This window comes from Ectobacillus panaciterrae DSM 19096 (assembly GCF_000430785.1).
GTDB classification, from domain to species: domain Bacteria; phylum Bacillota; class Bacilli; order Bacillales; family Bacillaceae_G; genus Ectobacillus; species Ectobacillus panaciterrae.
The window spans coordinates 1-12,559 of the sequence record NZ_AUMR01000101.1 but is presented as its reverse complement, the minus strand read 5'-3'; the positions used below and the strand labels follow the sequence as shown (position 1 = coordinate 12,559).

The following is a 12,559-nucleotide window of genomic DNA, read 5'->3' as shown; positions in this document are numbered from 1 at the left end:
TACTTTTACAACCACACGAGGGGTTTAGATTAACTTTCTATAATCTTATTTATAGTTAACTAAGATTGTTTTGAAACAGGAACGAAGAAAAGGAAAATATTCTCCATTATCACCCTAATCATGTTTATGTTTATCTTCATGTTTGTGTTTATCTTCTTTATGTTTATCTTCTTTATGTTTGTCTTCCCCTTTATGTTCACCATTATCAGGAGGGTTTGTATTAACATTTACATTGTTGGTCTCATTCTGACCGTTATTACTTCCATTATCATTTCCCTTATTACTGTCTTGTTCTGGATTTTGAGCTTCCGGTGGAACATCGCCAGAACTAGCTCCCTTAATGTATAGCTCGTTATTCGCAGTGTATACGCTGTTTGGTTGCTGGAATCTGGATGTGTCTGTTCCAAATGTTTGCATCATCGCCTTAAAAATAAGGTGCGAGATTTTTGTAGTATCCCCAAGCATATAATTATCTGGACCGTTCTTCGCATAGCCGGTCCAAACAGCCATTGTATATTGTGGTGTATAACCGGTAAACCAGCTATCATTTGTCGCTTTGGATGGATATCCGAATTGACTGATTGTCTTGTCGTCAAAGTTCGTTGTTCCTGTTTTTCCGGCAATGTCAAGTCCTGGTACATTAGCCGCTGTACCTGTTCCGTTAGAGGCATTCACTACACCTCGAAGCATATCGGTAATCATATAAGCCGTATAGTCATGCATAACGCGTTTACCTTTCGACTTAAAGCTTATTTCTTTGCCGTCCGGAAAAACAACTTTTGTAACGAAATGCGGCTTTGTATAGACGCCATCGTTTGCAAATGCACCATATGCTCCTGCCATTTCAAGAGGTGACACAGTGTTACTTCCGATTGCGTAAGATTCGTAAACCTGATTACTTGAGAACGTAATGCCCAGTGATTGCGCAAACTCTTTTGCTTTATTCAAACCGACTTTCTGTAATGTCTTCAAAGCTGGAATGTTACGTGACTCTACTAAAGCCTCTCGTATAGACATAGAACCTCTATATTCTGTATAGGCATTTCGAATCGGCACACCGTTTGAGTATTTATAGGGTTCATCGACAATCTGGTGGTATGTTGACCATTTTAAGTTTTCAATTGCGGGACCATAATCAAAAATCGGTTTAAATGTAGAGCCAGGCTGACGCTCTATATCTACCGCAAAGTTGTTTCCGCGGAACGCCGCTTTGTATTCATTGCGTCCGCTGCCTATGGCACGTACTTCACTTGTTTTCGAATCCATAAACGTAAAAGCCGCTTGGAAACGATCATTCGGGTAACTTACAATATCTTGCGTATTCATGATTTTATCGGCATACTGCTGTGCTTTTGGGTCGAGTGTCATGTAGACTTGCAGACCATCCGTACCGATATTGATGTCTTGCAATTTGTCTTCAACCTCTTTCACCGCAGCATCCAAAAATGCTTCGTACGGCATACCTTCTTGATTGGTTTTCGGAATAATGCCCGCCGTTACCGGAACTTTCATCGCGTCCTGCATTTGTTTCTCTGTGATATAGCCTTGTCTATGCATGGAGGCTAAAACGAGATCACGACGCTTTGTGGCCGCTTCTTTGTTTTGTGGTTTGGACGGATCGTAGTTATTGGGGCTTTGTGGTAGCCCAGCTAACATGGCAGCCTGCGGAAGCGTCAATTTCTTCAAATCATTCGCTTCAATGCCGTAGTAGTTTTTCGCTGCAGCAGCAACTCCGTAAGAGCGGTTTCCAAGGTTGATTTTGTTTAAATACATCGTTAAAATATCATGCTTGGAATATTTTTGTTCCAACTTATATGCCAAGTACCATTCCTGTACTTTTCGTTTCAACGTTTTTTGAGGAGATAAAAATGAGTTTTTTATGACTTGCTGCGTAATTGTACTTCCACCCTGAGATCCGAAGTTCCCAATCAAGTTTTCGAAAATCGCTTTACCAGTTCGTTTTATGTCTATACCATGGTGTTCATAAAAATGTGCATCTTCCGTAGCAATAAGCGCATGTTCTAACACTTTTGGAACTTGATTGTACGTGATTTTTGTTCGCTTTTCCTTCCCGTATTCATAGATAAAGTTTCCGTCTTTATCATAAAACTTCGTTGATAGTGGATCTGCCAATTTTGACTCATCTATTTGAGGGGCGTCTTTAATCATAGAAAAGAAAATAGCCACTCCCGCTCCCACCGATATGATGCCAATAAATAAGCAAGCAAATAAAACCCTTTTTAAGAGAGAGCCTTTTTTGGGACGCTTTTCACTTGCTTTCTGTTCTTGTTTTTTTCTCTCTGTATGTTTTCGTTCCTCACGAGAACGATACGTTTCTGACATTCTTCTTCTCTCCTGCCTTTCACTTACTCAAAAAATCGAAGGATGAACCTTGTTAAAGACTTTATAATGAGGAATATAGCCTTCTAAACTTCAAGCCTCATACATTCTTTCTATCTACATGTTACAACCAAAGGATTAATTATATAGGTTACAGTATGATATGTATACGTTATGCATTTTTATTGGTTATGGTACAAGAAATCTATGCTTTTCTGGACAAGATATGAATTGAATACCCTCCTATCTTTTTTAGCTAGGAGGATATTGTGTTTACATAACCTAGATTATCGGTAGTAATGTCCTTCTAACTCATAGTAATTATATTTGGACTAACTCTTTCTCATCTATAACACGTACATAACGTACTAAAGAGGCGTTTATAATATCATCCCCCTCGTCGTTTGTAACAATAAAATACTTGCTGCGTTCCATCTTTTCTAATACTTCTTGTACAACCTCTTCCATTTTAACGTCTAATTCCTTCGTTATTTTTTCCCTTTTAATATCATGATCCAAAGTATAACAAACAGTAAATTCCTTCAAACTAAATCCCCCTTTCCAGTACTATTTCTGGTGTTTTGAGTAGAAATGAACTTCTACTTATGGGAACGGTATAGACATAAAATTTATATACTACATAAGCATGTAGTTATCGCTCAGTTTTATCTTTCATAGACTGTACACACGAAATAAGTACCCACATTGATAGAATCAAGGACAGTATTCCTATTGCCCTCGTAACATACCCACTTGTACTGTCTATGAATGTTTTATAAATACCAAAGATAGAGCCTACAAGAATTAATATGAAATCGTGTATTGGGATTCTAATTGTTTTCACTCCTTTACAGCGTCCCTTTATACTTGTTCGCAAGAGGACTTATTTTTAAGGGGGTCAAAGAATTTTTTTATAAATAATTTGCTGGTTTATGAATGTCTAAAAAATGTGATTACAAAATAAAAAACCTTTAGCCTGTGAGGCGAAAGGTTAACATAATGGGGTTCGACCGAGATACATGTAATTTCGGGTCATAGTCTGTATTTTATTACTAATAACTATGTTTTGTTGTAACAAAAAGAGCTGGAATTAATAATATTACGAATTATTTTTGAAACAGTATTTTTTTACACCTTTATTCAAGGTTTATTAAGACTAGTATTTTGAAATGGAAAACGTAACATAAATGTTCGTTTTTGTTGCAATCAGAACAAAAAAGCTACCTTGAGACATAATACAACTAGGTATCCCTCTTGTTTTGCCTGATGCTTAAAAAGGGGATTTTAATCCATGAAAAAATTCATCGTTTCGTATTGTTAAAGCCCTTCCTAGGCTGAAGTAAATTAAGGCTGGTGCAACAATAAGGGTTTCCCCATTTTCTCGTAATCTCTCGTCTGTCCTTTTAGATTACAATAGGTACTTCTTATAGTTAATTTTTTTCTCTGTTGTCAAACTGTTATTTTTCATTAACTAAACTGTAACCAAGTTATGATATGTTAGATACTCCAAGATATTCTTCAGCAAAAAGCCGGCAACCCTTTATAGAGGAAAGTTGGCCTTTTTAGTTTCAAAGGCAAGAGTAGTTTCCATGGTTAAGCCATAAAGAAAAGGTAAAACGACATAACATTAAAACTATTTAAATTTAGCAATATATTGTTAAATTTTGTGTACTATATCTTAACCCATTGCAAGAAGAAAAAAATCCAACAATAACAAACTAGAAAATGTACTTTTTTAATCGGAGGGAAAAAATGATATTCAAGGCAAAAAAGATAGCACAAATAGGAGATCATATCCTTTTTAAGGATGGAATTAAAGGGATCGTAGAGAAAATCAATGAAAACTCAGTTATTGTAAATGTAACCGAAAATAAGACAGAATTGGAGTTTGAAGGAAATAGAACGGTTGTAGCACATAAAAATTATAAGGTTATTGATTGTGCATAAAGTAAAAATGTGTCTACACCGATAGAAGGAGAGATTACGGTATAAATTAAACAGGGCCACAAACTAGAAATAACATCCAGAACATGACCCGTTTTTACACGTATCTCGGCTGAACCCATAGTAAAAAAGTTCAATGTATCTACATGTAAACAAAAGACCCTTCAGATCGTTTTGAAGGGCTTTTTTGTTTACATAATCAGTGTTATCGGAAGTACGATACTTGACCCTCACACTATCTATTACGTTATAACCTCAATCTTTTCTGTTCCAAAAAGATTTTTTAGGCTAGAATGATGCTCTAAGATTTTAATTCATAGCTTCCCTATATACAACCGTGTCAAACAAGATCGCTCTTCCTATGATGTGATGACAGAATCTGCCTTCCCTTCATTCGTCGATGTGCAATGTAAGAACAAGACTGATTTCCTAGATCCGTGGAAACAACAGATTTTTGAGACGCAAGAGCCTCAAACGAGGATAAACTCATGTGAAATGTTGAAAAAGTGAGAAAAAGCTAAGTTATCAATCATAACTTAGCTTTAAAAAAATATAAGATTAGTTTGTTTAGGTGGATAACATACGCTCTCCGCTTTTCATCTTCGTTTCACATAATGGACATTTCGGATTTTCGTTTAACGAAAATTTTTTGCGCATCCATCCTAAGCAATCCACCGATTCACATTCCCATACTGCCACTAGTGCTTTTGGCGCTTCTTCCTGTAAAGCATTTTTTCTTCTTGCCCAATTCACTGTATTTCTCCCCTTCCAAGTCAACAAAAAAGGCTGCTAACTCAAATTGTTAACAGTCTCTTCGTCTGTTAAATATAGCTTTATGACATTTATAGCTCGCGGTTCACGGTTTCCTTGCTTACAGCTTAATCTTCTTCTAGAGATTTAAAACCCTCGCCTTAAATAGCAGAGAAGTGTACAAATACATTGTTTCCGCCCGTTACTTCAATGAATCCAAACACTTTTTCACCATTAAATCAATTTACTTTACCAGTTGCTTTCTCAAAAGATCCTATATATTTAGAATGTTTAAAACCGCTTATTTTATACCTTCTTTACATAATCAGTGTTATCGGAATTAAATGACACTTTCTAAAGTGAAAATTTGTTAATGTTTCAAATGATATGGAACTGTCGTAATGACTATATCTTTATGGCGAATCAAGGGCTCAAGAATAGAACGATATTTACTGCGAAGAACTACCAACCTGCAAGGTGTCCCCCATTCTTCCCACTTTTTCTCCATTTTATCTATGGGTTTCTCATCAAAACCAACATAAACGGCAATCGGATCAACACCCAAACTCTTCGCAAAGGAAAGTGTGTTGTTCACAACACGATGAACACCTGATACTAAAACAAGGGTTATTACCTGGTTTGATTGTTTTTAAAACGTGATATAGATGAAATTTAATGTATAAGCAAAAAAAAACAGTCATTTATAATCCGGCTGTTTTCTAAATAAAACTTCTCTATTATTTAAAATAAAAGTATTTCTTACATAACATCTAGATCAATGACCTTTTTTACGTATTATACGTTCGTTTTAAGTGCTTCATTCGTTACCTAACACGCCCACATAAAAAAGAACGTTAAAGTTAACGTAGATATGTAACAAAACCAAACTAATAAAAGAACCTACCAATATAAAAAGAGAAGGGAATCCCTTCTCTTTCATTTCAATTATTTCTTTCTTACGTTAGTAGCTTGAGGTCCACGATTGCCTTGTTCGAGGTCGAAAGTAACTTCTTGACCTTCATCTAAAGACTTGAAGCCGTCACCTTGAATAGCTGAGAAGTGAACGAATACGTCCTCTCCACCTTCACGCTCGATGAATCCAAAACCTTTTTCTGCATTAAACCATTTTACTTTACCGTTTTCCATGAAAAAAATCCTCCTACAATGTACCTTGATGTACATATCCATTTTCGACCATTTTACAAGTAATAAAAGATGTTAAAAAACTGCAACCTCTGAGAAGATTTAACCTTGCTATCCCCTCTGAAGTTACAGCTTATTTAAATCTCTATAGTATTAAAAGTAAAATGGTTTAAAACTACTATAGCACTTTACCAATAGGAAAGCAAAAATCATTGCGTTATAATAGTTTACTCATCATTTCCGTACATACCAATAAATTACTCATGCGAAGTTCACATAATCAAGATTATCGGAAGTTTGTATGTATCAAGTAATAAAAACGAGCACGTAACGATCTACCTTGCACTATTATAAATAACTTATTACCTAAGCATAATCTTTCGACTATACATAAGCAGTTCACCACTTATAATAATGGTTCGTTCGACCGTATAAAATACCTGTACACCCATATATAACCTCTCGGCTATATATGAACGTTAACTTTATTGAGTCATGCACTCAACAAAATCTGCGGCACTCGATACGATCTTCGCTCGACCCTATACGATAAATTGGAGCCTTATTACAATAATATCTTCTAGAGATACGACTGTAATAAAACCTTTCTCTACCGTATAAAATCTTCCCTCCGACTACATACAAACCATGATGACATGACCTGTATATAATCTTTGGCCGACCTATATACACCCCAAGAAGAGCATATATAAATCTGGGCTCAACCGTTACGTACCCGATACCTATATCATGAGTCAATTCATTCAAATATATGCGCAAGTAAAATTTAACATAGTTAGTAAAACTTATCTCTTTTTAGATAGAACATATTATTTATAATTTCTGCTCATAATATTTTTGGGATTTGACTCCATACCCATCAAGCTAACGAAACTGGTTACCTCATCGCCATCAAGCTAAGAAAAAGGATTATCTCCAAAACGAAAATTATATATGCATTTATTTCTGATAAAACAACCAGAATAAGAAATGAATAAATCTAAGTAGGAGGTATCCATTTGAAGCTAAATCCGACTTGCGATCTCAATGAAGTTATCTCGTCTTCTATTGGAGACTGTACTGGAGATGGTGGAGGAATTATCGATGCTGGCGCAGGCTCCGGCGATGTTAGTGATGTGTCGGGCACGCCTAAAGAATCGAGACCTGCTCCCGAACCAACTCCACCGAATTATTGGACAAATGTTATAGATGGATGCCTAGAGGGTGCCAATACAGGTGCTGCACTGGGCGCTGCCGCCGCCAGTAAGACACCCGATGGTCAGGTTAAGGCCGCGGAACTACTTGCTGGAGTAATAGGGGGTTGTGCAGTTGGTGCCTTTCTCGGTGCTCAGGCATCGAACGCAGATGATGCTAATCAGAAAGCAAGAGACAAGAAAAACAGAAAACCGCCGGAGTAAGTATTAAAAAAGAGTAGGGATTCTTATATCTAATTCCATCGTATTAGGTACCTAGTAGTAGAATTAGTAATTACTTATATTAATCTTTTTTACTTGCGGTGCTTCTCTTTCGGCTTCGGATTCACTCGATGGTATGTCTTGACAGCATAGGTCGTGCTGATAAGGGTTACCCCTATAAAAAAAGCTCATCAGATTTTGTTCTGACGAGCTTTTTCTGTTTACATAATTAGTGTTATCGGTAGTCAATGTATCTTTTTGGCTCCTTTCTTGGCGACTATCTGTCACAGCCTCGCAAAGAGGGTGGTCTTGGTCTGGGTACCACGGGAACCAGTATAATCTTCCTCATAACAATTTTAGGCTTGGTCATCTACCTGACCAAGTCGAGAAGAGACGAGATCCTGCGTCCGAGCTCAGCTGACTAAAGAACAAGCTGATATTTATTAGACCATCATTGAAAATCCAGTAAAATCAAGGGTTTTAATGATGGTCTATTTCACATTCTTTCTTTAATTTTTATTGTTTAAGGGCTTTTAGGTCAGCCCCTTTGTTGTGTCACAGCTACTCGCACACGATGTGTTGAGGGAGCATGCTGCACATTTTCCTTTTTTGCTTTTCTTTATGAACTTTGTTAAAGAGTAACCTGCGTAGACGAAAATCAGAGTACCAATTGTAATATTAATCATATTCCGCCCTTCTTTCTATTAGAATCCAAGCGACTTTCCGCCTTGATAAATAAGGAAACTTAATCCGTATGCAAGAATAAGCGCATAGCCGACGGAAAACAGTGTCCACTTTTTAGAACCTGTTTCCTTTTGAATAACTGCAACTGTCGCCAAGCAAGGGATGTATAACAACATGAACACTAAAAAGCTGTACGCGCTGAGCGGCGTAAAGTAATTCCCCATCAACTCTTGCAATTTATCAATTTGCGGCGTTTTATAAATAATGTTCATCGTAGATACGACCACTTCTTTGGCTAAGAATCCCGTAAGAAGCGATACACCAGCTTGCCATGTTCCGAACCCTAACGGTACTAAAAGCGGAGCAATTACGCCTCCAATTAACGCCAAAAAGCTGTCTTCCATCTCCACATTTAGTCCGCCTGGCCCTGCATAGGACAGAAGCCAAATGAGAACTGAGCCTCCAAAAATAAAAGTACCCGCTTTTTTCACGAATCCTTTTCCTTTATCCCATGTACTGCGAAGCAGCGTCTTCCACTGCGGCACACGATACGGAGGCAGTTCAATGAGAAAATACGTTGCTTCATTACGTAACAGCGTAGACGAAAAGACTTTTGCCAGTACCAATGCCATCACAATTCCCAGTACATATAAGGATAGTACAATTAAAGCCTGATGTTCTTTAAAAAAAGCTGCTACAAATAAACTATATACACTGAGACGTGCCGAACAAGACATAAGCGGTGTTAAAATAATCGTCAGTAAGCGTTCCTTCGGTTGTTCGATGGTTCGTGCCGCCATCACTCCTGGTACGTTACATCCAAATCCAATAATCATCGGAATAAACGCTTTTCCGTTCAATCCTACTTTTTCCATCAATCGATCCATTACCGTCGCCACTCGTGCCATATAGCCGGAGTCTTCAAGCAAAGAAATAAAGAAGAAGAGAAGGAAGATTTGCGGTACGAATACAAGCACGCCACCGACACCGGCGATAATACCATCAAGTATCACTGCTTCAATAAACGCATTTGCTCCGATTTTCTCAAGCAAATTCTTTACTCCATCTGAAAACGAACCGGATATAAACCCGTCCAGCATATCAGAAAGAGGAGTACCTACCCAATCAAATGTTACCTTAAATAAAAGAAACATACATACTAAAAAAACTGGAATACCGAGCAATTTATGAGCCACAACTCGGTCTAGTTTCTCCGTTAAGGTTACACCATGACTCTCTACCTTTGTGACACACCCAGCCAAAATTTCTTGAATATACGAAAGCCGCTTTTGGTAAATAAACTGTTTTAGCGACTTGATTTGAACCTGAGCATGCACCATCTCTTCCGTTTCTGCAATTATGGTGCGCCAATCCGTTTGTGGAACCAAGGCTTCCCATTCTTGCAAAACAGCCTCATTTCCTTCAAGCGCTTGAAGCGCATACCATCGTTTCGAACCTTTTATTCCATCTGGCAATTCTGGCAATAAGGAAACTAAACGATAAACTGCTTGTTCAATAATCGAGCCGTACGGGATGAGTATCGGTGTGTGTTGTTTAGCCTTCGGAAGCACGTCAAGCAATTTATCAATCCCGGTTTCCTTGCGGGCTATAATCGGGTACACCGGTACTTCCAACGCTTCCCATAGCTTTTGATAATCAATTTGAATACCGCGTCCTTTGGCAACGTCCATCATATTCAAGCCAATGATCATTGGCTTTCCAAATTCCAGCAATTGAATGGTCAAATGAAGATTACGTTCCAATTGTGATGCATCTACAATATTTAAAATAGAGGAAAATTCCTCATGTAATAAGAAGTTCGTTGCAACTCTTTCATCTTTTGAAATCGGGTGTAAAGAATATACTCCCGGTAAATCTATCAGTAATCCTTTCTGCTTTCGCAGTTTCCCTACCTTTTTTTCAATGGTTACTCCACTCCAGTTTCCTACATATTCGTAGGAACCAGTCAATGCATTAAAAAGTGATGTTTTTCCTGTGTTTGGATTTCCGAATAAACCAATTTGCTGCATTACACTTCCTCCACAACAATGCAGTTTGCTTCATTGCGGCGCAAGCTGATGCACTGACCGCATGCTTCAATCATGCACGGTCCTTGAAACGGAAGTAACTGCTTGAGACATATTTTTGTACCTTCATCTATTCCGAAATCTAATAATCGTCGTTGTATGGAAGGATTGACTGTAGACATGTCAATAATGATAGCCTTTTTCCCTTTTTTTATCTCTGTTAATACCATGACATTTCCCCCGTTAGTTCTATGAGAATGAATTTCATTTTCTACTTTTATTATACCTATTTTCAATCCATAAGAGAATAAAATTTCAAAAAGTTCATGATTTTGATAATTACTTATCAGATACAGTTTTCTGCATAAGGACTCAAAAGCTCCAGATTCTCATGATTCACACGTCTGGTTCGATGTTTCATTTTTTAGACCAACAGCTTCTTGGATTTGAGTCAATATCTTGGACACCAAAAAGTTAAGCCTAAACTACTTTTTAGCTTCATCTTCGATTACTTGAGGAGTTTTATAACCGATGCTACTATGAATTCGTTTACGGTTATACCATCCCTCAATATATTGAAATAATTAGAGGGATTTCCGGTTCTGGTGCAAATATGATTTGTTAGAAACATAGAACCTCAATATCCTTTTCATCCATGAATTATGATGCTAATCCAAACAACTTATGTATGAACTCAACTTCATTTTGGGCAGACTTCACCCCTTGGTGAACTTGTCCCTTTTTCATCATATGCATGGCTTCGATACCACTTATCATCCAAGAGGCTGTTCGAAAGGATTTTAATCCTAACATCGAACGAACTCGCTTCTTTATAAAACGATGATATTGTTAAGATATTTGGTTCTGGTGCAAAGATTGCATTTATTTGAAAGAGGTATATAGATTCCTAATGGAATCTGTTCTTACGCAGCCATTCCAAATAGTTGATGAATGAACTTCACTTGATTTTGGACAGACTTGTCCCGTAAAGCAAGTTGTCCTTTTTTAATGATATGCATCGCTTCTATTCCCGAAAGAATAGATTTGGCTGTACGAAAAGATTTTAATCCCAACATCGAGCGAACTCTCTTTTTAATAAAACGATGATCTTGCTCCACAATGTTATTAAGATATTTTACCTGCCTTATTTGGATGCCTACGGGCATCTTTTTCTCTTTCTTCAACTCTTCAATCGCCATAGGATAGGCTGGGTTCTTGTCTACTGTGATAACACGGGGCTTTGAAACATGAAAAGACCGCAAGGCTTTCTTGAAAAAGCGCTTTGCATCCTTATGATCTCTTGTTTTGCTTAAATAAAAATCAATCGTATTTCCTTCTGAATCAACGGCACGATATAGGTACATCCATTGACCTTTGACTTTCACATACGTCTCATCGACTCGCCAAGAATCATTGGTTGGCTTAAGATGACGTCGTACTCGCTCATCTAATTCAGGACCATACTGATGAACCCAGCGCATGATGGTTGTATGAGCAATAGATAGTCCACGTTCTTCCATCATTTCGACTAAATCACGAAAACTGAGACTGTACCGTAGGTACCATCTCACGGTTAATAAAATAATATCAGGTTGATAATGTTTCCACTTGAACAGATTTTGCTTTTCCATACTGATCACGTCCTTTTTTAGAGTACTAGTATCAGTATGTCCAAGTTTGGGAGATTACTTGCAGATATTTTGAAGTTTTTGCACCAGAACCCAAAATAATGTCAGGCTCATAATGCTTCCACTTGAATAAATTTTGCTTTTCCATACTGATCATGCCTTTTTTTAGAGTCCTAGTATCAGTATGTCCAAGTTTACTAGATTTCTTGCACCAGAACCCTCGCACTTACCAACGATGTAAAACTTGTGTAACTATCTCTTAAAACTATCTTAATATAACATTAAGGATAGTTGTTATAAAATAGAGGAAGAGAGGGATTGAAAGGAGAATGTCGTAATGCTGAAAGAGAAGATAATAGATAGTAAGAAATATCTAGATGGAGCTGAGTTCCTAAAAGTCACTGCACATCAGGTACGCCTTGGATTATTACAGTTCTTGCTTGTAAATGGGCCTACAAATGTAACTACTTTATATCAGGAATTTGAGATGCCTCAAAGTACCATTAGTCAGCATTTAGCAAAGCTAAAACAAGCTAAAATCATTAGAGGAGATCGGAAAGGCTTAGAAATTTATTATAATTTCTTTGATGAAAACATGAAGACAAGAATAGAAACGATACTTACAACA

12 protein-coding genes and 3 pseudogenes are annotated in these 12,559 nt (G+C 37.3%); 4 read left to right on the top strand and 11 right to left on the bottom strand.

Annotated features, from left to right (window positions below):
* Positions 1-114: 114 nt before the first annotated feature.
* Both H540_RS30290 and H540_RS0119100 read right to left on the bottom strand, forming a co-directional pair.
* Positions 115-2,343: a transglycosylase domain-containing protein gene (locus H540_RS30290; RefSeq protein ID WP_034671456.1), complete on the bottom strand. Its 2,229-nt coding sequence runs from the start codon at positions 2,341-2,343 to the stop codon at positions 115-117.
* Between the two features lie 318 nt (positions 2,344-2,661).
* The gene (locus H540_RS0119100; protein ID WP_028401994.1) at positions 2,662-2,886 is read right to left on the bottom strand and encodes a hypothetical protein; all 225 of its coding nucleotides are present in this window, start codon (positions 2,884-2,886) and stop codon (positions 2,662-2,664) included.
* Positions 2,887-4,092: 1,206 nt separating this feature from the next.
* On the opposite strand from H540_RS0119100, the gene H540_RS0119095 reads away from it, so the two are divergent.
* Positions 4,093-4,287: a YkvS family protein gene (locus H540_RS0119095; RefSeq protein WP_028401993.1), complete on the top strand. Its 195-nt coding sequence runs from the start codon at positions 4,093-4,095 to the stop codon at positions 4,285-4,287.
* A gap of 564 nt (positions 4,288-4,851) precedes the next feature.
* On the opposite strand, the gene H540_RS0119090 is transcribed toward H540_RS0119095, so the two are convergent.
* The 4 genes and pseudogenes from H540_RS0119090 to H540_RS0119080 form a co-directional block, all read right to left on the bottom strand.
* A complete protein-coding gene (locus H540_RS0119090; RefSeq protein ID WP_028401992.1) occupies positions 4,852-5,037 on the bottom strand; it encodes a cold-inducible protein YdjO-related protein in 186 nt (61 codons plus the stop codon).
* A gap of 36 nt (positions 5,038-5,073) precedes the next feature.
* Positions 5,074-5,258, bottom strand: a pseudogene (locus H540_RS35625) (cold-shock protein).
* Between the two features lie 146 nt (positions 5,259-5,404).
* Positions 5,405-5,629, bottom strand: a complete 225-nt coding sequence (locus H540_RS0119085; protein WP_028401991.1) for a hypothetical protein — start codon at positions 5,627-5,629, stop codon at positions 5,405-5,407.
* Between the two features lie 350 nt (positions 5,630-5,979).
* The gene (locus H540_RS0119080) at positions 5,980-6,180 is read right to left on the bottom strand and encodes a cold-shock protein (protein WP_028401990.1); all 201 of its coding nucleotides are present in this window, start codon (positions 6,178-6,180) and stop codon (positions 5,980-5,982) included.
* A gap of 1,016 nt (positions 6,181-7,196) precedes the next feature.
* Here H540_RS0119080 and H540_RS0119075 point away from each other — a divergent pair.
* Both H540_RS0119075 and H540_RS33395 read left to right on the top strand, forming a co-directional pair.
* Positions 7,197-7,595 (top strand): hypothetical protein, encoded by a 399-nt coding sequence (locus H540_RS0119075; protein ID WP_028401989.1) that lies wholly within the window; start codon positions 7,197-7,199, stop codon positions 7,593-7,595.
* A 254-nt stretch (positions 7,596-7,849) separates the two neighbouring features.
* Positions 7,850-8,017: pseudogene (locus tag H540_RS33395) on the top strand (hypothetical protein); the annotation flags it as partial.
* Positions 8,018-8,125: 108 nt separating this feature from the next.
* Here the strand turns inward: H540_RS33395 and H540_RS32350 are convergent.
* The 5 genes and pseudogenes from H540_RS32350 to H540_RS0119055 all read right to left on the bottom strand — a co-directional run bounded on the left by H540_RS32350 (position 8,126) and on the right by H540_RS0119055 (position 11,934).
* A complete protein-coding gene (locus H540_RS32350) occupies positions 8,126-8,278 on the bottom strand; it encodes a FeoB-associated Cys-rich membrane protein (protein ID WP_081415205.1) in 153 nt (50 codons plus the stop codon).
* An 18-nt stretch (positions 8,279-8,296) separates the two neighbouring features.
* A complete protein-coding gene (gene feoB / locus H540_RS0119070) occupies positions 8,297-10,306 on the bottom strand; it encodes a ferrous iron transport protein B (protein ID WP_028401988.1) in 2,010 nt (669 codons plus the stop codon).
* Entirely contained in the window at positions 10,306-10,533 is a 228-nt protein-coding gene (locus tag H540_RS0119065) for a FeoA family protein (RefSeq protein WP_028401987.1), read from the bottom strand. The genes feoB and H540_RS0119065 overlap by 1 nt, the downstream gene beginning before the upstream one ends.
* 430 nt (positions 10,534-10,963) lie before the next feature.
* Positions 10,964-11,152: pseudogene (locus H540_RS30285) on the bottom strand (DDE-type integrase/transposase/recombinase); the annotation flags it as partial.
* Between the two features lie 74 nt (positions 11,153-11,226).
* Positions 11,227-11,934 (bottom strand): IS6 family transposase, encoded by a 708-nt coding sequence (locus H540_RS0119055; protein WP_028401986.1) that lies wholly within the window; start codon positions 11,932-11,934, stop codon positions 11,227-11,229.
* Between the two features lie 337 nt (positions 11,935-12,271).
* Here H540_RS0119055 and H540_RS30280 point away from each other — a divergent pair.
* The coding region (locus tag H540_RS30280) for an ArsR/SmtB family transcription factor (RefSeq protein ID WP_155891078.1) at positions 12,272-12,559 on the top strand (288 nt) is incomplete at its 3' end.

Coding starts and splice junctions, on each gene's coding strand:
- H540_RS32350 (WP_081415205.1), bottom strand. CDS start 8,278: ATGATTAATATTACAATTGGTACTCTGATTTTCGTCTACGCAGGTTAC.
- H540_RS0119065 (WP_028401987.1), bottom strand. CDS start 10,533: ATGGTATTAACAGAGATAAAAAAAGGGAAAAAGGCTATCATTATTGAC.
- H540_RS0119080 (WP_028401990.1), bottom strand. CDS start 6,180: ATGGAAAACGGTAAAGTAAAATGGTTTAATGCAGAAAAAGGTTTTGGA.
- H540_RS30290 (WP_034671456.1), bottom strand. CDS start 2,343: ATGTCAGAAACGTATCGTTCTCGTGAGGAACGAAAACATACAGAGAGA.
- H540_RS0119055 (WP_028401986.1), bottom strand. CDS start 11,934: ATGGAAAAGCAAAATCTGTTCAAGTGGAAACATTATCAACCTGATATT.
- feoB (WP_028401988.1), bottom strand. CDS start 10,306: ATGCAGCAAATTGGTTTATTCGGAAATCCAAACACAGGAAAAACATCA.
- H540_RS0119095 (WP_028401993.1), top strand. CDS start 4,093: ATGATATTCAAGGCAAAAAAGATAGCACAAATAGGAGATCATATCCTT.